Raw genomic sequence first — 22,210 nt, forward strand, 5'->3', positions numbered from 1 at the left:
TGCGGGCATCGTGAAAAATCTATGGCAAAGAAAGCCTTATGTTCTCATAACTGACGATTAAATCGCACCTTCCTTAACGGCCTATGCAAGAATTCTGGCATTGTTACATATTCCTCATGATATTCCATCTTATAAAGCGGTAATGGCCGGACAGTATAAAGTATCGCGTATTGATATTAATTATATGTACTCACTATCAACGCTGGAAAATGTCAGAACATGGCTTTACGCCGCAGAGTTTAAAGCCAAAACAAGACACGGTCGCGCATGTGGGAAAGGCGGTACAGTTTATTTGGGTAAAAACTCTCGCCGCTGGAGTCTGAAATTTTATTCAAAATATGATGAGCACGTTTCAGGGAAAAAAGGGCATCAGATAGCTGAAGAGTTTGTACGCGCCGGATTACTTGATTGGACGAAAGATAAATTACGCATTGAATTAACTTTAAGAACAACCGAACTTATCGATTTAAATTTAACGCTTGGTGCTAACTGGAATATGGAAACCCCATGTAAATTATTCTCTGACTATATAGGGAGAATAGAAATGAATCAGAATACTATTTTAAGCGATGAAAAAATAACGAAACTACCAAGAAAAATACAGTCAACTTATTTACTTTGGAAGCAAGGGGGTAACATGAAAGAAATGTTACCTCATAACACATTTTACCGTCATAGAAGAGAATTGCTTTCGTTCGGCATTGATATTAATTTTTATTGCGACTCGCCAGATTTTAATAATGTTGTTCCGTTAGTAAGAACGTTGGAAGCTAAACCAGCAGAAATCCCCGTATGGATTTATGATAAAGGTTTTATTTTTGATTATAACCGTGTGTCGCGTGCCAGTAGCTGGCGATAGAGGAAAATACAATGGCTAATTATGGTTTGTTTGTGAAAGGGAAAATGTTAGGTGCTCGTCAACGTCAGAAAGTGAACGGGCAGGGGTATTATAATGAAATTGGCGTTGGCCTAGAAATCCCAGACGGTTTCGGCGGCACCAAATCAGATCAGGTTATTATTCGTGTTTCTCAATCATTGGTTAATGCCGGGTTGATGAATCAGGCCAATAGTTTTGTCGGTAAACTGGTACAAATCCCGGTATATGTTCGAGCATGGTCAATGGAAGGTCGGGACGGGGTAACATATAACTTATCGAACGATGCAACCATTACTGAAATAAAAGGGTGAGAATGATTTAATTATCATTTACTGATTATGCCTGATAATACATCACTTAATACTAATAATTTATCTGTTGGAAATGGTTATCTGATAGATGGCTCCATCTGCAATTATTACTATAAATATAGCTGTCAGACTGTAAATGTTCGTATGGAGTATGTTTCGCCTGAAATTGATTCCAGTATGTTAACCCAATACTGGTCTGTTGGATTTACCACTGTGCTGTTTCTCTGGTTATTTTCTGTAGGGGTAGGGCAAGTAATTAAACTTGTTCGTAATGCGTAAACACAAACTGAAGAGGGTATTTTTATGTTGAATAAATTAAGCAATAAATCAAAAGTTATATTGGCCTCTGTTTTAATGGCTGCTTCCTCGTTGAGTTTTGCGGAAGGAACGGCTACTGGTACAGGAGTTGATTTAACGCCACTGACTAACAGTATTGATTTTAGTACGGTACTGGTCGCTATTATGGCCGTTGCGGCTTCACTGGTCACGCTATATGCCGGTGTTGCAGGCGTTCGCTGGGTATTGCGTACCGTTAAATCAGCTTAATTCTTTCTCTGGGCGGCGAAAGTCGCCCTTTTTACAGGTGAATATATGGAGCTGGAACTATGGAAGCTGCTGTCCCTTTTTTGGGGAATTATTTCCGCTTATGTGGTTATTCTTGGTTTAAGAGGATAACCGTTTACTTTTTTATTTTTTCCTTTCTCTGGTCTGCCTATCCTCGTTATTCCTACTCTTTCGCGCCTGTCGTTGCCGCTGTTATGGCCAGGCAAGTTATTCCCAAGGTTATTGGTCGTGTTTTAGTTCGCCGTTTTGCGGCTAATGAAGCGATTTACAGTACGGCTCAATTGGCTTCAACTCGCGTTTTCCTTGGGCGAGTCGCGGCAAACTCTGCGGAGTATTTGCCTGCGGCCTCATCCTATAAAATAGGCGGTGTTTCAACCTGGGCGGGGATTGCTGCTGTTGTTGGCTCGCTGGTTCCGTCCAGTCTGAATGCGCCGGATGGTTCCGTGATGGTGATGACTAACGGCGTTAAACTGTCGGATAACCTTTACGAAGTGACGTATAGCAATGATGAGGGTAAGAGCAAAAAAATAACGGTTAACTTTGAACCGTCTGAACTCAGCCCGGTTATTTTTCATGTCAGTCGGAATAATATTGATGCAGGAGAACCGATAACCGGCGTAGAAAAAGGTTATTCTGTTCCCAATGAAGCCTTGTATTACTATCAGGATTACAGCACATTAACCTATTATTATGGAGATAATCCTTCCGAAATTGTTAGAGCCTATATTAATGATTACAATTCGGTAACTTATAAAGAAATAACAACCACCCTTGATAAAACGGTTAAGAATAAAATCGTTGATGGGCAAGGGAATGTAAGTTATGAGAATCAACCTTATAAAATAACATACCCCTCTGTTTTTTATAAAATAGATGAGACTCAACATTTATATACCAACGCCAGTACATCGGTATTCCCCAACGGGTTACCCGCTTATGAATCTGTTGCCGGTTTACCTATGACGAATTATGTCGGATTCTTATCTCCGGTCAGTAAATACAGCTATAACGGCGATCCATGTAAAACAACAAATAATGTCAATGGCAGTTCCGTTACTGTATGCACTGCTCCGAAAGAAGATGAATATAAAATTACGCAAACAGAGGATAAAAAAGAAATTATGGTGACAACGAATACGAAATATAAAGCGTCATCACTCTCCCTTGAAGCGGGAAATATTGAGTCAATGATTGATTATCTTGCCGAGCCGTTACAAGACCTTGCGGTTTCACCGGCGTTACTGTCTGAAGTAATCAATGAATTATGGATGGATGCGGCCAGCCAGAGTAATTATGATGGTATGCCATTAACGGAATCAGTCAGTCCTGCCGAAGTCACGTCAGCATTATCTGAACTTGGCCTTTCACCAACCTATCTCGATTTGCTTTCGCCGATTTCTGAGAGTCCCGGCGCTGACGTTAATATCGATATTTCAGTGAATAACACCCCCGGTAGTGATACAGGTGGAAGTGATGAAACCGATTTAGGCGAAGATCCACAAATTGCCTCACCGGAACTGGAAGAAACACCGACCGCTGACGAAATATTGAAGCCTATTTTTGACCTGTTGTCTTTCACGCAGGATTTTGATATTGGTTCACGTTCGGCGACGTGTCCCGTCGTTTCTTTTTCCGTATTCGAGCATGATTATAAAATTGATTCACACTGCCCGTTAATTGAGGATAACCGCGCCGCTATTCAGACCATTTTTTTAATTATATGGGGATTTATTGCATTGCGGGTAACGCTAAGCGCCTGATAATAGCTTTTAAGTGGGGTAATTATGTTTGGCATTCTGTTAAGCGCGGTTAATACGCTGCTGGGGTTTGTTTTTCGCTCCATTATTATTAAGTTTGTTGTATTCTTTGCGCTTTATTTTATCGTTCATGGATTTGTTGAAGTCCTTGTATCGCACCTGCCGGACACCAGTAATTTACCGGAATTGTTCGGGAATCTGTCGGATGGCTTTTGGTATTTTATTGATTTATGCGAACTTCCGCGCGGTATTAGTTTAATTATCTCCGCATGGGGGTTGCGTTTTATTATTCGCCGGATACCGGTAATAGGGTGATAATATGGCAATTTCCGCATATATCGGTATACCTGGTTCGGGAAAAAGTTATGAGGCCGTCAGCAACGTGATCCTTCCAGCCTTTCAGAACGGAAGGCGGGTTGTCACCAATATTTACGGTGTTGACGTCGATAAAATCAGGGCGTTATACCCTGATGCAGCCGGTGAACTGGTAGCGGTTGATAACGATGCCGTATTGCAGACTGACTTTTTTCCTTATAAAGGCTGTGAAAAAAGCTTTTGTCAGCCCGGAGATATTATTGTTATTGATGAGGCTTGGCGTATTTTTGGCAGTGACAAGGATATAACGCCGCAGCAGAAATCCTTTATTGCCGAACATCGACATTTTACGCATCCCGAAACTGGTGTTAGCTGTGATTTGGTGATTGTGAATCAGTCGCTGTCTAATATTGCGCGTTTTCTCAAGGATAAAATCGAAACCACTTACCGGATGAGAAAACTGAAAGCGCTGGGACTAAATAAGCATTATTGCGTTGATGTTTATTCCGGGCACAAGATTTATAAATCCAACCAGATAACGACATCCAGAAACAAATATGACCCGAAAATATTTGCGCTTTATCAGAGCTATGACGGTGTTAACGGAACAGAAAAGCAGACCGATAAACGCCAGAATATTTTTAATTCCGGCAAGGTGCGGTTTTTTCTTGTGCTATTTCCGAACATGTTTCTGGTGTCCGGGTATCTCATCTGGTCGTTTTTTGACAATTTCGGCCATGCCGACACGCCGAAACTGCCGCAAACCAGCGCAGAGAGCAGGGCACAACTAACTGATTTAGCGGCTAAAAAAGTCTTAACACCCCCTACGGGTAATCTGTCGCCAGTTGAAAGTGCGCCGCTGTCTGCCGAATGGCGTATTTCAGGAAAGATGGTTGCTGACGGTAAATCTTTCATCCTGCTGACCAATAACGCCGGCGTTCTCCGGGCGGTGCCGGCATCCAGTTTTAATTACAAGGGCCTGCTTATCACCGGCGTTATTGATGGCGAACGGGTTACGCTCTATACGGGAAAAAAGTAATATGATGAATAAGATACTGACACTGGCAGGGCTGTTTTTCCTGTCGCTACCGGGGCTTTGCGCGACGGAACTGGAACTGAATAAAGTCCGCTTGCCCGAAGCGATTTCACTGGTTTATTCCGATGTGCTGAAAGTACCGTTTATGCTCGATCCGCAACTGGTGAACGATGAACGGATGGTGACGTTTAAAATCACGCCGGACGTCGATGAAAGGGCGTTTATCACCCGTTATTTTCAGAATATGAACATCCGGATCTACACGCAAAAGGCATTGATTATTTATCGCCGTTTACGCCTCAGGAGCCGGTTAAGCCGCGCCAGACATGGGTTTATACGCCAAAGTATCGCTCGGTGTCCTACCTGTCGGATATCCTGAGCGGCTATGTATCAGGATCGTTTAATAACAGCGGAACGATCAATTCCAATAGTTCGCCAACATCGGCAACCGGCGCGGCCAGTTATATCAATCGTTCCGGCGATATTCTGGTGTATTACGGCACCCGTGAGGATATCGAGGTATTGAAAACGTTGGTCGCGTCGCTTGATACTATCAGCGATGAAGTGATTGTTTCCGGGTATGTTTTTGAGGTTCAGACCGCGCAGTCTGACGGTTCAGGCATCCTTTTAGCGGCTAAAATCCTGTCGGAGAAATTCAATATCTCAATCGGCAGCGCCAACAATCTGGACAACGTTATCAGCATCAAAACCGGCTCGGTTGACGCCGTTTTCAGCCTGTTGAAAACAGACAGCCGTTTTACTGTCGTCAGTGCGCCGCGGCTGCGTGTCAAGAATAATGCATCGGCATCGTTTTCTGTTGGCGCCGATGTGCCGGTGCTGGGCAATGTCACGGTGAACAATGATACGGCCGTCCAGTCCGTTGATTATCGCTCCAGCGGCGTGCTGTTTAACGTGACGCCGTCCATTAAAAGCCAGACAATGGACTTGAAAATTCAGCAGCAGCTTTCTAACTTTGTCACCACGGAAACCGGCGTAAATAACTCGCCAACGCTTATCAAGCGGGATGTGACAACCGAAGTCAGTTTAGCCGATGGCGACGTGATTTTGCTGGGCGGGCTGGCCGAACAGAAAGACAGTTCCGCTAAATCCGGTTGGGGCTTTTTTGGCTCAAAAACTAAAGAAAACAGTAAAAACGATATTATGGTCATGCTTCAGGTCAGCAAGGTTGACCGGAGCAAGACGCCGCCCCGGAGCGCCGCGAGGAGCGGGGGCTTGTTCCGGGGCAATCCTGACTGATTCAGGGGGTCGGATGTACAAATTTTTCTTCGTAAACGCCGATCAGTGACAAAACTCGTTTTTGTTGCTGTTCGGGGTTGGCCAAGCCGAACAGTTCTATTTTTTAGATTTATTGCTGATTCGGCGCGGCAGCATTATGAGGGAATAAAATGCAATTTTTCACATCCAGTGAGACAGTTGTGTTATCTGCGAAAACCTGTGATCGCTGTGGTTGCCATGCGAAAATGGCAGTCGATGATGCAGAGTTTCATGAATTTCTGTCTGTCGATCGTCAGGCCGGGTATGGTTCGATTTTTGGTGACGGTAATCGCTTAAAACTGGATTTATGCCAGCATTGCATAAAAGACGTTTTGAGTCAGTGGATGACGGTCAGCGACCAATGCCAATGATAGCACCGGGAACGCCAGTTCCCGTCCATCCTTACCTTGGTGCGCATAATGTATATTATGTTAAATACACTACGGAGTTTCTCTTGTTACCCCCTGACGATTAAAGACTCTCGCACAATTTTCAAGGTAAGTAAGGGAATTTCTTCCTCAGGTCTACCTCATAGCAATTCCCCGGAGGGAAAACGATTTTGACAAGCGCACGACTTTTTATGATATCCGCAACTTCCTTTTCAATGCGGGAGACCTCATCCTCTAACCATTGAGGATGTTTACTCAGCAACCATGACTTCCAACCGTTCGGTCTGGTGAGTTTGAACTCTGGCTTGGGTATCACCGTCTGCCAGGAAGCACCATCCGTCAATTCCAGACCAACCAAATATAAATGTGACTGAGATCCTACAGGTATGAAGCCTCTATGGGGATGTTGGTCATACAAGATGTCTGGTGGATAGCCGTACGGTTCCAGACTATTTTTGATAGGCCCTGTCCATTCAAAGATTAGCCGGGCTCCTGCTCCTCTCGCCTGTCCTTGCCAATAGGGACCTTTAGGATGATTCAAAATTTCAACGTTCAATCCAGAGTCTCCTAAAAGTGGACCAGCCTGACAACTACGAGATCTAATAATCGCCAGGGCCACTGATGGATATGTTATGTGCATCAACTTCAAAATCAAAATTTCCTCCTGATACAGCGCTTATGGCGCAACCCTCCGCCATAAGCGCAATTACCAGACTTACTTCAGTATCACGCCGTAGGCGCGGTATTCCCCAGTCTGTTTGATAAATTCATTGTAATACTCATTATCCGCAACCGAACTTGTGGACATTGTTTTAACGGCAGCGCTGACAATATCACTGGTTGCCTGATGCATATCTTTATTGAGTTTATCGTGAATATCCGCATCGTCAGACGCTTGTACCTGCTTGAGCAGATCGGTTAATTTTGTGGCCTGTTTCTGGGTTTCGCTATCTTTAAATGCCGGTTCAGGGATCTCATAATTAAACGTCAGATTGATGCTGTCTTTAGTGGCATCTTCCGGCGTGGCGGGATCCAGCTTCTGGCTGTATTCTGAGGCGATGTAGGTCAGCAGTTCCGGTTTATCAAAACATTTCGTCTTAATATTGCCTGTTGCTTTGCGATCGCGGGTGGTGATTTCTGACGGGAAAGGTTCGCCAAGGGGGTAACTGCAACGAAACATATTATGGTCAATTACCACGGCGTTGGTGCTACGAAGCGGGATCTGTAATTCATGCCCGTTGATCGTCACATCATAAAGCGTTGGTTTAAAGCTGTTGCCCTTCCCTTCTACGGCATAGACCTCGGACAGCATATAGTAGATATGATTATCCGGGTTAATAATGCCGCCGCTGTTATTCTCATACACCATAAAGCTTTGCTGCATCCCTTTGGCATTTTGCATTTTGTGCATGCCAGGCGACAGTTTCAGCGAACCGGCTTTACCGGGTTCAAGAGAGTAATCCTTATCGTCCACTTTGAAAGTGAGGGTCTGGCTGGTTGGGTTGCTGTACCAGAATTCACTTTTGGTACTCTCCGGATCCAGGCTGTCGCAGGCGGCCAGCAGTAAGACGCCTGAAGTGAGTACACTTAATTTTGCTGCAGTCTTCATTGGTTTAATTCGTCCTTTATAAAGCGTTTCCTCTGAAATCCTGCTAAATGTTACTTTTCGTTATGTCATGGTCAACATGCGGTGCAGATAACTACTAAATACTGCGGGTGAATTGCCGATGCCACAGGTGGTGGTCTGGGTTAACGGCAAAAAAAACCGGCTGCATTTCTGCAACCGGCTTTATGTTTTATCACTCAGAAACTCAGGCGTTCAGTAACTGCACACCGCACTCTTTTACGCTTGCCAGCAGAACTTTAACGTCCTCGAGGCTCACGGTCGGGTTCAGCAACGTCAGTTTCAGGCAGGTTACGCCGTCCGCTTCGGTAACGCCAACGTTCGCCGCACCGGATGCCAGCAAGGCATCGCCGATACGCTGGTTCAGCAGCGCCACAAAAGCAGTGTCGCCCTGCTCTGGACGGAAGCGGAAAAGTACGCTCGCCAGCTGAGGTTTCATCACCAGTTCCAGATGCGGCTGTTCGGTAACGAACTGCGCAACGTTCTGCGCCAGAGTCACACCGTTATCAATGATTTCGGCATACTGCTTTTTACCCAACGCTTCGAGACCCATCCACAATTTCAGGGCATCAAAACGACGTGTCGTTTGCAGAGACTTGGACACCAGGTTCGGTACACCATGCTCTTCATCGAAGTCAGAGTTCAGGTACGCCGCCTGGTAACGCATCAGCTGATAATGACGGGCATCTTTGAGCAGGAACGCGCCACAACTGATGGTCTGGAAGAATTGTTTATGGAAGTCCAGGGTTACGGAATCCACTAACTCCAGGCCATTAAGGAAATGACGGTACTTCTCGGACAGCAACAACGCGCCGCCCCAGGCTGCATCAACGTGAACCCAGATGTCCTGCTCGGCGGCCAGGGCTGCGATTTCCGCTAACGGATCGATAGCACCTGCATCGGTGGTACCGGCGGTGGCCACAATCACCATCACCTGCTCACCGTTGGCTTTCGCTTCGGCGAGTTTCGCGGACAGATCGCTTACGTCCATGCGCGAGAATTCGTCGGTTTTCACCAGCGTCACGGAACGGTAGCCCAGGCCCATCAGCGCCATGTTCTTCTGCACCGAGAAATGGGCATTTTCAGAACAGAACACTTTCAGTTTGCTGAGATCGCCGGTTAAGCCATCCTGCTGTACCGAATGACCCTGGCGGGCGAAAAATGCATCACGCGCCAGCATCAGACCCATCAGGTTGCTCTGGGTGCCGCCGCTGGTGAACACACCCGCGTCGCCAGCCGCAAAACCAACCTGCTCGCGCAGCCACTCAATCAGTTTCACTTCCATGATGGTGGCTGACGGGCTCTGGTCCCAGGAGTCCATGCTCTGGTTGGTCGCATTGATAAACACTTCGGCGGCCTGGCTTATCACCAGACTCGGGCAGTGCAAGTGCGCCACGCATTGCGGATGGTGGACGGACAAACTGTCTTTGAGGAAGTACTCAACCGCGCGCTCGATAGTGGCCTGGTTGCCCAGGCCCTCAGCGCTGAATTCTAAGTTGATACGTTCACGTAACTGCTCAACAGTTTTGCCCTGATACATTTCAGGTTGCTTCAGCCAGTCCACAACAGCTTTGGTGCTCTGGTCGATAGCTTCCTGATAGGCGGCAATACTTTGCTCAGAACCTGACAGAATCAAATTTAAATCAGACATTCGCTCGTAAACTCCGCTTAGACAGGCTTAACGCCGGCAGCCAGCATCGCGTTTTCAAATTTATCGAGGAAAATTTCCAGCTCAGCGTTGGAAATTAACAGTGATGGCAGAAGACGCAGCACGCAACCGTTACGGCCTCCGCGCTCAAGGATCAGACCTGCCTTAAAGCACTCTTTCTGCATCAGTGCAGAGAGTTCGCCGTCAGCCGGGTAGCAACCCATATGGTCCGGGGCTTCACCTGGTTTAACGATTTCGATACCGATCATCAGACCCAGGCCGCGCACGTGGCCAATTACCGGGTAACGTTTTTGCAGTTCAGCCAGTTTGCCTTTCAGCCATTCGCCCTGAACAGCGACTTTATCGGCAATGCGATCGTCTTTAAGGATCTTCAGCGTAGTCAGGCCGGTCGCCATTGCCAGCTGGTTGCCACGGAAAGTACCGGTGTGGTGACCCGGAGCCCAGGCATCGAACTGTTTTTTGATACCCAGGACGGCTAACGGCAGACCGCCGCCAACGGCTTTGGACATCACGATAATGTCTGGCTCAATACCGGCATGTTCGAAGGCGAACAGTTTGCCGGTACGGCAGAAACCAGCCTGCACTTCGTCGATGATCAGGACAATGCCATGTTCCTGAGTCACTTTACGGATACGTTGCAGCCATTCAACCGGCGCCGGGTTAACACCGCCCTCGCCCTGTACGGCTTCGAGGATCACGGCAGCAGGTTTACGCACGCCGCTTTCAACATCATTGATCAGATTGTCGAAATAGTAGGTCAGCGCTTTAACACCCGCTTCGCCACCGATACCCAGCGGGCAACGGTACTCATTCGGGTAAGGCATAAACTGGACTTCCGGCATCATGCCATTGACTGCTTCTTTCGGCGACAGGTTGCCTGTCACGGAGAGCGCGCCATGGGTCATGCCGTGGTAGCCGCCGGAGAAGCTGATCACGCCAGAACGGCCAGTCACTTTCTTGGCCAGTTTCAGGGCCGCTTCAACGGCGTCAGCGCCGGAAGGTCCGGTAAATTGCAGGCAATATTCTTTGCCCTGACCAGGCAGTAAGGAGAGCAGATAAGATGAAAACTCATCTTTCAGCGGCGTGGTCAGGTCGAGCGTATGTAACGGTAAGCCACTGGTAATGACACTTTGGATGCTTTGCAGCACATCAGGATGATTATGGCCAAGTGCCAGGGTTCCGGCACCTGCAAGGCAGTCAAGATATTGATTGTTTTCAACATCGGTGATCCACACGCCCTGCGCTTTGGCAATTGCCAGTGGCAGTTTACGCGGATAACTCCTGACATTAGATTCAAACTCTGCTTGTCTTGCTAAGAAGGTTTCATTGCTTTGCGGTAATGAATTAGCACTCAAAGAATCAATACGGACTTTATCCGTCATCATATCACTCCTACAACCTCGGGTATCATGAACGCCGGGTTGAATAAAGGTTAATAATTTACCCGTCATACTTCATTTAGGGTAAAACCAGGGTCGAAAAAACGCGGCTAATATATGTTGTTTTAGCAGCGGACTCAATATTTAATTTCTTACGGATTATTTCAGGATTTTCCCTTGAAAATCATTGCGTTACTTAACTCAAACCTGAGAGTGCGTATCAGGCGAATAATTATTTTTTTCATTGGTTTAGCGCAAAGGCTAAGGAAAACGTCGCTCCAACCGATTAAATCACTTACTATGCCCGCGCTAAATATTCCCGCACGGCGCTTTTAACAGCAGCATGTTTTGATTTTAGCCTGTTGTCGTGATGGTTTCACGACAACGTTCGCGGGCAACTAATGAGTAAAAATCCGTCCTGATAAATAAAAAGGAAACCAATAATTTAAGCCATATAATGCGCATCACACCCCATAACGTGTGACAGGCGAAACACGTTATCGACAACAGGCGTCAGTGCCTGGGTTGTCAGCAGAAATGTTCGCGGGCGGACATTTCGTAAGGTGAAGCACCCTTCCCTTATGCCGAGAATGAAAATTTTCTTGCCATCACGTGATGGCGCCCTGATATGAGATTGTTATGACTCGCATTTATCCACAAATCGTCGTTGCCAAGTTTGGCGGTACCAGTGTTGCCGACTATGACGCGATGAACCGTAGCGCCACCCTTGTTCTTGCCGACGACGCTGTCCGTCTGGTTGTTTTATCTGCCTCTGCTGGTGTGACGAATTTATTAGTAGAACTTGCCGCAGGTCTGGAAAGCCATGAGCGTCTGGATAAGATAGATACCCTGCGCGCCATCCAGTACAACATTATTTCTCACCTGAAACAGCAGGACGCTATTCGCCAGGAGATCGATCATCTGCTGGAAAACATCAGTCAACTTGCCCTGAGTGCCGCCGATGAACGATCCGCAGCGCTCAGTGACGCGCTGGTGAGCCACGGCGAATTAATGTCCACCCTGCTGTTTGTTGAAGTTCTTCGTGAACGCCATGTCGAAACCCAATGGTTCGACGCGCGCAAAGTTATTCGCACCAATAGTGAATTTGGTTGTGCAGAGCCGCAGGTAGCCAGTATTGAAGATCTGGCGGAAAAGCAGTTGCGTCCGCGTATTGAGCAGGCATTGCTTGTCACTCAGGGCTTTATTGGCAGTGATGCGAAGGGCCAGACAACGACTCTGGGTCGTGGCGGTAGTGATTACAGCGCCGCCTTATTTGGTGAAGCGCTGCACGCAACGCGTGTGGATATCTGGACAGATGTCGCCGGGATCTATACCACCGACCCCCGCATTGTCCCGCAGGCGCAGCGCATGGACAGAGTCTCATTCTCTGAAGCCAGCGAAATGGCAACCTTCGGGGCCAAGGTGCTCCATCCGGCAACGATGCTGCCCGCCATGCGCAAAGACATTCCGGTCTTCGTTGGCTCCAGCAAAAATCCGGCCGCTGGCGGAACCCTGGTCTGCCGTCACGCTGAAAACCCACCGCGTTATCGCGCGCTGGCCATTCGTCGTAAACTGACGCTGCTGAAACTGCATAGTCTGAACACCCAACCGGCCTGCGGCTTTTTGGCTGAGATGTTTGCAGTGCTGTCCCGGCACAATACGTCGCTGGATCTGGTGACCACCTCTGAAACCAGTATTGCCCTGATCCTTAACTCATCAAGCGCAACCTCTGGTGATGCCGACACGCTGACCACCTCATTGCTGACCGAGCTTTCATCACGCTGCCGCGTTGAGCTGGAAACCGGTCTGGATCTGGTCACGCTCATTGGTAATGAACTCACTCAGGTATCCGGCGTTTGTAAGGATGTGTTTACGGAACTGGATAAACACCACGTGCGGATGATTTGCCACGGCGCATCTGACCACACGCTTTGCTTCCTGCTGCCGGCAGAATCCTCAGACAGCGCGATTAAAACACTTCATCGCAGCCTGTTCGAATAAAACGGCTTCCCGGAAGCGAGCCATTCAGCGTTCGCTTCCGGTCCTGTTCCCTTCCCTTATTCAACGAGTCAGGCGGCGCTGACCACCGGTACAACCGACTGGCCCTGCGGCGATACTATCTTCGCCAGCAGCTCAGCGACATTGACGCTGTCCGTTTTCTCCGGATCTAAATAGGTCCTGGCATAGTCACTCCAGACTCCTGATTGCAGAAACAGGATAAACAGCTCCCGGTCCAGATGCTGTTCATTCACCATGCTGGTCATAATATTCAGCGCTTCAGAGAGCAATTTCCCCGGTTTGTATGGCCTGTCGATAGCGGTCAGGGCTTCGAAAACATCCGCAATCGCCAGCATTCTGACCTGTATGCTCATTTGCGAATGAGTGAGTTGATAAGGATAGCCTTTGCCATCCACACGTTCATGATGTCCACCAGCAATGGTCGGCACATTGCCCATCGTGCGTGGGAACGGCAGGTTATCAAGCATAATGATGGTCTGCATAATGTGCTCGTTGACCTTGTAACGCTCCTCATCATTCAGCGTACCGCGACGAATGGCCAGATTGTAGATTTCACCGTGGTTATACTGAAATACGGGTTTTTTAAGCTTGAAGTTGTATTTGTCGGCCTCTTTGCTGACGTCAGCGCGGTAAACAATATGCTCCTCTTTATCTGACAGCATCGGCTCCTGTACGGGCAATCTCCCCACTGGCTGGCGTTTTTTACGCGTCAGTTCGTCCTGCGAAATACCGGCGGTGTCGTCAAGCGTTCGCGTCCAGCGGTAGCGGGCTATCTGGTTAATGCGCGCCAGCGCGTCATCGGACAAAAACTCACTGCCAATATTACAGTGGGCAATAAAATAGAAATCATCATCAAGCTGACGCAACGTCTCTGCCAGCGTTTGCGCATTGTTGCCCTGCGTTTGTTGTTCGGGAGTCAGGCGTAAAAATTCGATCTCTTTTTCGCGTTTCAGCAGTTCAAAGCGCATGCGGATTTCATGGATCCGGTTGTAAATCAGCTCGAGCTTGGTGGCCTTATCCACCACGGCTTCGGGTGTGGTTATCTTACCGCAATCATGTAGCCAGCAGGCGGTGTGCAACTCATCCCACTCATTTTCCGAAAGCGTAAAGCGGGCAAAAGGCCCTTCATTGGTTTCAACGGCAGCCTGCGCCAGCATTTTTGTAATGACCGGGACGCGCTGACAATGCCCGCCGGTATAGGGACTTTTCTCATCGATAGCGCCCGCAATCAGTTTGATAAAGGCATTCATCAGTTTCTTTTGCTCCACCAGCAGGTGCTGGGCTTCAATCGCCACTGACAGCATGCCGACCAGGGAATTGATCAGCTGAATTTTTGCATTTTCATGTTTATCCGTGAGTGTGCGGGTGTTGAAAAGCAGCAGGAAACCCAAAGTATGGTCATCGTGTGTCTGCATGGGGACCGCGACATACGGCAGGGGTAAATGGGGCAAAAGGAACGCCAGTAACGGCTCAGGAATATTGTCTTTGGAGAGTACGCCGCTGATGGTCTGCCCTTGTAATATTTTCCAGAAGCTATCACTGCGTTGATTGTCGACAACCAGAGGAGACATACCTGAAAAATCAATCCCCTCTTCTCGCCACCGAAATGCCGCAGGCGTAAAGGCATTCATCTCCTGATCCGCAAGGAAGACCATGCCACCAGCCATTTCCGCGATTTCCGTGGTTTCGGTCAGTAACCCTTGCATCTGCTGGGTAAAATTGTTCTTCACGGTCAGCATGCTGCCCATTGAGATAAATTTGAGCAGCGTTTGCTTTATTTTGGCCATAGCGGTATGAAGATCGTCAATCTCTTCAATGATCGACTCTTTACCGGGGCGATCGTCAGCCTCAAAGTGCAGATTGCTGATCTCTTCCGCATCTTTGCGCAATCTGAGCAACGGATTAGATATCTTGCGCGAGAAATACCAGATAACCGGCAGGCTGAGAAGCAGCAGGAGAAAAGCGATCAGCGTGGCGCGATTGCTGATTGAACTGGCACCGGCGGTCAGATAAGCAGAAGGCGTTGCGATCGCCAGTCGATAGTCTTTCCCCATACTATGAATGTTAATCACCGCCCCATACCAGTCCTGACCATCAATGCTGAAAAGACGGCTGTTTTGGCCATCCGCCCTGGCCAGCAGCGGCTGTAATACCGGCAGGATCGCCTTTGTCCCGGCAGCCTGATTGCCCGTTTCAGGCGCAGGCTGGCTGGCAATGACTTCACCGGATTCAGACAAAATCGCCGCCTGGCTCCCGGGCGGCAAACCTTGTTGCTGTAAAAATTCAGAGAGGGATGCGAGAGAGACATCGAGTCCGATCACCGCTCGTGGATTGTCCGCCTGGCGGCTGTAGGTAAAACCGGTTTCCCCGGTCGCTCTGAAGACATAATTCGGCGAGGTAATCAGCCCCTTACCCGCACGGGCCAGCGTGAACCATTCTCTGCTTCGCGGATCGTAATTATCATAAGGCGCAATGACGGATGAAATAATGTTTTGCTGATCGTCTAAATAAAACTCTTTTTTCTGCGGCGGATTTACGTCGAATCGATAATTTTGTACCAGCCATTGCGCGTCCGCAGGACTTTTAAATAACGCCCGGCTTTGCGCGGTTAAACGACGAAGGATAAAAAAGTCTCCGTTATCCCAGGCGCTGTATACCGAGCTGGCGTAATTATTCTGCTGCAACACCATAATAAAGATACTTAACTGGGCCATGCGCTGCGGTTCTGTCGTCGCATCGCTGACCGGCATTTTCGCCAGAATACTCACTGAGCTCGCCATGGTGCGTGTCAGCGAATTCAGTTCATCGGCAATCGCTTCGCCGGTTTGCTGGTAGCGCTGATGGGTGCTGACTTCGGCCATTTTCGTCAGTTGGCTATGGCTGAAAAGAATAATGATGCTGCCAATCGAGACAATTAAGCATGTAAAAAGCACCGTTATCTGGATATGTAACGGGTAGCGATTTTTTAGATTTCTTATACGCGTTTTCATGGGGAGCTTCCCGGCAACAGACTGCGACTTTTTTAAGCATAAACGAAGCCGTTAAAAACGACAGGTGAGCAAAAAAAGACCGTTTTTCTGTGGCTTAAGTCAGGATTTACCCGATTCTGTCATGCATTAAGTCCTGCAAGTCGTCTTAACCACTGCGCTATGCCGCTGGCGTTTTTGGGCAATTATCAACCGCGCATTGACTTAACCTTGAATAAGCCGAAAATGTGCCTTCCAGGTAACAACCAGAAATACTGGAGTACCCCATTAACCGCTCGTGTCGTTTTCTCTTCCTGACGAGAATAAAAAAAACCTGCGCACTTGTGGCAGCGGCGCTGTTACTCGCCAGTTGCGCCTCTAAGCCGCCCGTTTCGCTGGTGACCCCGCTTCCACCGGTTGCGAAACACCCCATCGCGGATAAATCTCAGCAAAGTAAGGTGCCGATGCGCGGCGTCTGGCTGACGACGGTTTCCCGCCTTGACTGGCCGCCGCTCAATTCAGTGAATGGCAGCAGCCCCGCCGTGCGTATCCGCATCCAGCAGGCAGCATTGACGGATAAGCTTGATAAACTGAAAAGCCTCGGGATCAATACGATTTTTTTCCAGGTGAAACCCGACGGCACGGCACTCTGGCCATCAAAAATCCTGCCCTGGTCTGATATGCTGACCGGCACTATAGGTATGGATCCGGGTTACGATCCGCTCCAGTTTATGCTTGATGAAGCGCACAAACGGGGAATGCGGGTTCATGCCTGGTTTAACCCTTACCGGGTTTCCACCAATATCAAGCCTGCAACCGCAGCAGCACTTAACCGCACTCTGTCGCTGAACCCGGCGAGCGTCTATGTTCTGCACCCAGACTGGATCCGCACCTCCGGCGAGCGCTTTGTGCTCGACCCTGGTATTCCACAGGCCCGGGACTGGATAACCAGCATTATTGCTGAGGTGGTTTCCCGCTATCCGGTGGACGGTGTGCAGTTTGATGATTATTTCTATACCGAATCGCCAGGCTCGGCACTTAACGACAGCGGAACCTTCAGACAATATGGCCAGGGATTCGCGTCCAAAGCTGACTGGCGGCGGAACAACACCCAGCTGTTGATCGAGCAGGTATCGCGTACCGTTAAGCAACTCAATCCGAATGTTGAATTTGGCGTCAGTCCGGCTGGCGTCTGGCGTAATCGCTCACACGATCCGGCAGGCTCCGACACCCGAGGTGCGGCCGCCTATGATGAATCTTTTGCCGATACCCGTCGTTGGGTCCAGCAAGGGCTGCTCGATTATATTGCGCCGCAGATTTACTGGCCTTTTGCCCGGGATGCCGCCCGCTATGATGTGCTGGCAAACTGGTGGGCCGGGGTGGTGAAATCCACCAGCACGCGTCTGTATATTGGCGTCGCGCTATATAAAGTGGGTGAACCGTCGAGAAACGAGCCGGACTGGACGGTCAACGGCGGTGTTCCTGAGCTGAAAAAGCAGCTTGATCTGAATGATTCCAACCCACAAATCAGCGGGACTATCCTGTTCAGGGAAGGCTATCTTGACCAGCCGCAAACCAGGGATGCGGTGAGTTATATTAAAGGACGTTGGGGTAACGAAAAACAGTGAGTAAAAGTGGAAGTCGCTATCTTCGGGAAAAGAGAGAGCAACATAAAAATCGCTGGAAGCAAAGTCCGGTTATTAAATTTATGCTGAGTCTTAATTTTTGCGCCAAACTGGTGGTCGGTGTCTTCGTGTTCGGCTATTTTATTTACAGCTTTTCAATCGATAGCAATCATCCGGCGTTGCTTACAATAGCGGTGGTCTCTGTCCCTCTTTACCCCTTCGCTAAAAAAGGGGCTGACGATGCTATTCGTCATCTTACATCAGAAAATTTTGTCGAAACGATCAATGCCGGCGGAACGAGAGGATTAGGGGCGTTATATCTGATCTGCTTTATCCTGCCGCTCACTATTCCACTTGGTCTTTCTTATTTTATTTATCACTACGTAAAATATCGCTCGGCGACGCAGTCGGATAAGTGAAGCGTTATCGATTGATGTGGGCCACATAAGTCGTCATTTGAGCGTTAACCTTAATCTCCCTGGCACAACCTTGCCGGACAAGAGCACGTAAATCATTACGCGCAGTGTTATCAGAAACATGCAGACTCGCACTGATCTGTGCGGCGGTGTATTCCTTCCCAGGGGTGGAAAGCATCACATTTAATAGCGTGACCTGGCGCGGTGTTAACTTTCCCATTACCCCGGAATCATAAAGCTGGCTGTCGAGCATGGCGCTTTGGCGGGTCAACATCGCAATATGATCCAGATAATCGGTCAGCGCGCGCCCTACGACGCTGACCTGATATTCAATAAAATAGGTCAAATCCATCGCATCCGTTTCAGTAAACTGATAGCTATGGGCGTACTTTACCGGCGCGGCATGCAGCAGCCGACTGACAGAAATATATTTGAAAACGTCATAGCCTGATTTCAGCATGTACCAGTAAAAAAGCCCGCGGCTGGTGCGACCATTCCCGTCACGAAACGGATGCTCATGCGCAATCATAAAATGCAGAATGCATGCGCGGATCAGCGGATGAATATATTCACCGGGGGTGTTCAACCAGTCGCAGACACGTTCAAGTCGCTCTTCAAGATCTGCGGCCCGTGGAGGCTGGTGTACAATATTGCCGTCATAATCGGCGATAACAATATCGTCGGTATCTCTCCATTCTCCTGGACGGTATTTTGCGTCGTTAATCCCCCCCATTCCTGTCGCATGAAATCTGCGAATCAGCGCCGGGGTCAATGGCTCATTGCGCAACCCCGAAATTTCTGTCATCAGGCGGGCATTGCCGACAATCATCTGCTCATCTTCCGTTCGCGGAGTGCGTCCGGATTCCAGCATACTTCTGGCTACTAATGAGGTGGTGTTCGCGCCCTCAAGCTGAGAGCTGGTGATCGGTTCTTCAAGACTAAGGGGGTTGAGTTCAGCCCCTGCGCCGCGCAACCGCTCTTTTTGTTCTTTCAGTGCCAGAGCAGTGGCGTGTTTATCTACCGCTTCGCAGACGGCATAAATGGCACGGGGAATATTGAACCCAGCCTCCTCGCCCGACTCATTATGATAATCGATTCTCAAAATCGCCGCGTTACGCGCCAGACGGGTCATTGTCCAGGCGATATTGACGTCGTCGCCCTTTTTAACCCGATACTGAAACGCATCAAAAGGCAGATAACGTCCTTTTTCATCGGTCAGCCGGTTATATTTCAGATGACGGCTCAGGTCGCTACTGGTGATGTCGCTAAGCTGGATTAGCGTCGGTGGACTTTTAATGGTCATCAGACTATCTCAAAATAGCGTTATTTTGAGATAGCATAGCCTGATTTCTGAAGCAATCCCAATTTATGGCAGAACCAGCATTTGTTCCGTTAATGATGCATATCGCGGAGAACGAACTATTAATGGAACAGATGCGGCTAAAAAACCCGTCATGTTCCATTAATGGGTTATAATTGGAAATTAAGACTCATTAATGGAACAAAAGGTGTGTTATGGCCAAACCCTCTTCCCGCACATACTCTCGCCAGAGTCAGGATGCAGCCCGCTTGCTGGGCCTGATGATCCGCACCGCAAGGATTGAACATCAGATAACCGTTGAAGAACTGGCTGAACGTGCTGGTGTATCGCGCGGGCTTGTCTATCGGGCTGAGGACGGTGATATGGGCTGTACAATAGGCGCGGTGTTTGAGCTTGCCTCTCTTCTGGGTGTACCGCTTTTTGCACCAGACCCCACCTCGATGCCAGCCCATCTCGCGCAGGCTGAAAAAACCTTGTCACTTATGCCACGGGCAGTACATCACACAAGGAAGGTGGTAGATGATGAATTCTGATACTGGCGCTGAGCGGGCCTATGTCTGGATTTGGTTGCCATGTGCCACTGAGCCCGTTGTCGCAGGGGTGTTAAACCGCGATGGCGACCGGTTTATTTTCAACTATGGGCGAAGTTATCTGGAGCGCAAGGAGGCCATCCCCGTCTACGCGCCGGAACTACCCCTGAAACGTGGTGCAATTCAGCCCGCGCCTGGTCTTCGGCAGGCCAGTGCATTACGTGACGCCGCACCCGATGCCTGGGGGCGACGGGTCATTCTTAATCGCCTGATTGGTACCCAGGGTAAAGAGGCCGATCCCGACAAACTCGATGAGCTGACCTATCTGCTCGAGTCAGGGTCGGACAGAATTGGCGGGCTTGATTTCCAGTTGTCGGCCAGTGAATACGTTCCCCGTTCAGCGCAAAGCGCATCCCTTGAGGAACTGATGCAGGCCGCGGCAATGGTGGAAAACGGTACGCCGCTTACGCCCGAACTTGAGCAGGCACTTTTTCATGGCAGTTCCCTTGGCGGAGCCAGACCCAAAGCGATGATCCTGTCCGAGGATCGTAAGTTTATTGCGAAATTTTCATCATCAACGGATACCTACAATGTGGTGAAAGCCGAGTTTATCGCCATGACGCTGGCGGCCCGCGTTGGATTAAACGTAGCCCCGGTGCTGTATCGCCATACGGCCGGAAAAGACGTGATACTGATTGAACGCTTTGACAGAACACGAAAAGGTGAAGCCTGGACACGCAAACTGATGGTCTCCGCCCTGACGCTTTTCGGCCTTGATGAAATGATGGCGCGCTACGCCAGCTATGAAGATTTAACCGATATTGTCCGCCAGCGTTTTGACCGACCCAAAGAGACATTACGCGAGCTGTTTGGCCGCCTGGTTTTCAATATTATCTGCGGCAATACTGACGATCATGCGCGTAACCATGCAGCCTTCTGGGACGGAAAAATACTAAGCCTGACCCCAGCGTATGATATCTGCCCGCAAAGCCGTGCAGGCAATGAGGCCAGCCAGGCCATGCTGATCTCCGGTAATAACCGGATGAGTAATCTGGCGGTGTGCCTGAAGTCTGCCCGCAAATTTTTGCTGGATGAGCAGGAAGCGACTGCAATCATCGTTCACTGCATAAAAACGGTGCAAGAGCAGTGGCTTGACGTGTGCGATGAAGCCGCGGTATCTGAAGTGGACAGGAACTTATTCTGGCGACGAATGTTTTTAAATCCTTTTATATTTGAAGGCGCTCCGGACACTATCCTGCGCTTACGTTGATATGTCATAGTGAGGCGCTCAAAAATAACACTGGAATGAATACAAGGGAAAAAAATGAGTTCATCTCACACAAGCATCGCACTCGGTTATTCCGATGTTCCGCCAGGGCATGTGGCCTCGGTGGTGACCTGCCTGGAAATGCGCCAGAAACCCGAAACCTCCCCCATCCCCTTGCCTGAAGGCATCTCGCTGGAGCCTTTTGCCGGGGATGATCTTGCATCCTACCGCGCCCTGTTTCGCAAAGTCGGTGAAGACTGGCTCTGGTTCTCCCGTTTGTTTATGGAAGACCAGAAGCTACGCGACATCCTGAATAACGAGAATGTGAGCGTCTACGTCATTCGCAATAATGGCGAAGATATTGGTTTGCTGGAGCTGGATTTCAGCGAACCCGGACAGTGTGAGCTGGGATTTCTTGGCTTGATTCAGGGGACAACCGGCAAAGGGCTGGGGCGGGCAATAATGAATTACGCCATCACTCTAGCCTGGTCAAAACCCATTGAACGTTTTTGGGTACATACCTGCACTTTCGACCACCCTTCCGCACTCAGTTTTTACCTGCGTTCCGGTTTTACCCCTTACGCGTTTCAGGTTGAAATGCGCCCGGATCCTCGCCTGACCGGGCATCTGCCGCGCCATGCGGCAACGCATATCCCCCTTATTGACGTGCAGTAAATCAGCATCCCTGGCCACTGGCCGGGGATGACCGCTCCTTGCTCAGGAATTTCCACGCATTAGCACACATCACAACAGTCATTTTGAATAAACAGCGGCAATTTTAGTTATGCATTCCTGAGAGCAAAAAACAGGCGGCTGAAATATCGTTCTTTTTATTTACATCTTCGTCTTATTTGCAACATCATTATTAAT

The 22,210-nt window shown here is 49.0% G+C and carries 18 protein-coding genes and 2 pseudogenes; 14 read left to right on the plus strand and 6 right to left on the minus strand.

Features of this window, described 5'->3' with window-relative positions; genetic code table 11:
• Positions 1-73 precede the first annotated feature (73 nt).
• The 8 genes and pseudogenes from ACSZO4_RS13765 to ACSZO4_RS13800 all read left to right on the plus strand — a co-directional run.
• Positions 74-859 (plus strand): annotated as a pseudogene (locus tag ACSZO4_RS13765) (phage/plasmid replication protein, II/X family); the annotation flags it as partial.
• An 11-nt stretch (positions 860-870) separates the two neighbouring features.
• Positions 871-1,188, plus strand: coding sequence for a DNA-binding protein (locus ACSZO4_RS13770; RefSeq protein ID WP_437889541.1), 318 nt, complete (start codon positions 871-873; stop codon positions 1,186-1,188).
• Positions 1,189-1,491: 303 nt separating this feature from the next.
• Positions 1,492-1,734: a hypothetical protein gene (locus ACSZO4_RS13775; protein WP_437889542.1), complete on the plus strand. Its 243-nt coding sequence runs from the start codon at positions 1,492-1,494 to the stop codon at positions 1,732-1,734.
• A 59-nt stretch (positions 1,735-1,793) separates the two neighbouring features.
• Positions 1,794-3,512 carry a hypothetical protein gene (locus ACSZO4_RS13780; RefSeq protein ID WP_437889543.1) on the plus strand — a complete coding sequence of 573 codons (1,719 nt, stop codon included), beginning with the start codon at positions 1,794-1,796 and terminating at the stop codon, positions 3,510-3,512.
• Positions 3,513-3,536: 24 nt separating this feature from the next.
• Positions 3,537-3,824, plus strand: coding sequence for a DUF2523 family protein (locus tag ACSZO4_RS13785; RefSeq protein ID WP_437889544.1), 288 nt, complete (start codon positions 3,537-3,539; stop codon positions 3,822-3,824).
• A 4-nt stretch (positions 3,825-3,828) separates the two neighbouring features.
• Positions 3,829-4,863 (plus strand): zonular occludens toxin family protein, encoded by a 1,035-nt coding sequence (locus ACSZO4_RS13790; protein ID WP_437889545.1) that lies wholly within the window; start codon positions 3,829-3,831, stop codon positions 4,861-4,863.
• 4 nt (positions 4,864-4,867) lie between these two features.
• Positions 4,868-6,117 (plus strand): annotated as a pseudogene (locus ACSZO4_RS13795) (type II secretion system protein GspD).
• A gap of 149 nt (positions 6,118-6,266) precedes the next feature.
• On the plus strand, positions 6,267-6,506 hold the full coding sequence (locus ACSZO4_RS13800) for a hypothetical protein (protein WP_437889546.1): 240 nt from the start codon (positions 6,267-6,269) through the stop codon (positions 6,504-6,506).
• Between the two features lie 121 nt (positions 6,507-6,627).
• On the opposite strand, the gene ACSZO4_RS13805 is transcribed toward ACSZO4_RS13800, so the two are convergent.
• From ACSZO4_RS13805 to ACSZO4_RS13820, 4 genes are all read right to left on the minus strand, one after another.
• Positions 6,628-7,080 carry a hypothetical protein gene (locus ACSZO4_RS13805; protein ID WP_437889547.1) on the minus strand — a complete coding sequence of 151 codons (453 nt, stop codon included), beginning with the start codon at positions 7,078-7,080 and terminating at the stop codon, positions 6,628-6,630.
• Positions 7,081-7,239: 159 nt separating this feature from the next.
• Positions 7,240-8,133 (minus strand): hypothetical protein, encoded by an 894-nt coding sequence (locus tag ACSZO4_RS13810; protein WP_437889548.1) that lies wholly within the window; start codon positions 8,131-8,133, stop codon positions 7,240-7,242.
• Positions 8,134-8,335: 202 nt separating this feature from the next.
• Complete coding sequence (locus tag ACSZO4_RS13815; protein WP_437889549.1) at positions 8,336-9,799, minus strand: pyridoxal phosphate-dependent decarboxylase family protein; 1,464 nt, start codon at positions 9,797-9,799, stop codon at positions 8,336-8,338.
• 17 nt (positions 9,800-9,816) lie between these two features.
• Positions 9,817-11,202 carry a diaminobutyrate--2-oxoglutarate transaminase gene (locus tag ACSZO4_RS13820; RefSeq protein WP_437889550.1) on the minus strand — a complete coding sequence of 462 codons (1,386 nt, stop codon included), beginning with the start codon at positions 11,200-11,202 and terminating at the stop codon, positions 9,817-9,819.
• Positions 11,203-11,835: 633 nt separating this feature from the next.
• Between ACSZO4_RS13820 and lysC the strand changes: the two genes are divergently transcribed.
• Positions 11,836-13,197 carry a lysine-sensitive aspartokinase 3 gene (gene lysC / locus ACSZO4_RS13825; RefSeq protein WP_437889551.1) on the plus strand — a complete coding sequence of 454 codons (1,362 nt, stop codon included), beginning with the start codon at positions 11,836-11,838 and terminating at the stop codon, positions 13,195-13,197.
• A 68-nt stretch (positions 13,198-13,265) separates the two neighbouring features.
• Here the strand turns inward: lysC and ACSZO4_RS13830 are convergent, their stop codons facing one another.
• Positions 13,266-16,205, minus strand: coding sequence for an HD domain-containing phosphohydrolase (locus tag ACSZO4_RS13830; protein WP_437889552.1), 2,940 nt, complete (start codon positions 16,203-16,205; stop codon positions 13,266-13,268).
• A gap of 263 nt (positions 16,206-16,468) precedes the next feature.
• Between ACSZO4_RS13830 and ACSZO4_RS13835 the strand changes: the two genes are divergently transcribed.
• Positions 16,469-17,809, plus strand: a complete 1,341-nt coding sequence (locus tag ACSZO4_RS13835) for a glycoside hydrolase family 10 protein (protein WP_437889566.1) — start codon at positions 16,469-16,471, stop codon at positions 17,807-17,809.
• Positions 17,806-18,225, plus strand: a complete 420-nt coding sequence (locus tag ACSZO4_RS13840; protein ID WP_437889553.1) for a hypothetical protein — start codon at positions 17,806-17,808, stop codon at positions 18,223-18,225. Before ACSZO4_RS13835 ends, ACSZO4_RS13840 begins: the two co-directional genes overlap by 4 nt.
• A 4-nt stretch (positions 18,226-18,229) precedes the next feature.
• Here ACSZO4_RS13840 and ACSZO4_RS13845 read toward each other — a convergent pair whose 3' ends face one another.
• Positions 18,230-19,525 (minus strand): Fic family protein, encoded by a 1,296-nt coding sequence (locus tag ACSZO4_RS13845; RefSeq protein WP_437889554.1) that lies wholly within the window; start codon positions 19,523-19,525, stop codon positions 18,230-18,232.
• Positions 19,526-19,737: 212 nt separating this feature from the next.
• Between ACSZO4_RS13845 and ACSZO4_RS13850 the strand changes: the two genes are divergently transcribed.
• From ACSZO4_RS13850 to ACSZO4_RS13860, 3 genes are read left to right on the plus strand one after another with little or no spacing between them, the layout of a single operon-like run.
• Entirely contained in the window at positions 19,738-20,076 is a 339-nt protein-coding gene (locus ACSZO4_RS13850) for a helix-turn-helix domain-containing protein (protein ID WP_437889555.1), read from the plus strand.
• Positions 20,066-21,343 (plus strand): type II toxin-antitoxin system HipA family toxin, encoded by a 1,278-nt coding sequence (locus ACSZO4_RS13855; protein WP_437889567.1) that lies wholly within the window; start codon positions 20,066-20,068, stop codon positions 21,341-21,343. The genes ACSZO4_RS13850 and ACSZO4_RS13855 overlap by 11 nt, the downstream gene beginning before the upstream one ends.
• A gap of 54 nt (positions 21,344-21,397) precedes the next feature.
• On the plus strand, positions 21,398-22,015 hold the full coding sequence (locus ACSZO4_RS13860; RefSeq protein WP_437889556.1) for a GNAT family N-acetyltransferase: 618 nt from the start codon (positions 21,398-21,400) through the stop codon (positions 22,013-22,015).
• Positions 22,016-22,210: the final 195 nt, after the last annotated feature.

Source organism: Phytobacter sp. V91 (genome assembly GCF_965644225.1).
Classification (GTDB): domain Bacteria; phylum Pseudomonadota; class Gammaproteobacteria; order Enterobacterales; family Enterobacteriaceae; genus CBFFRJ01.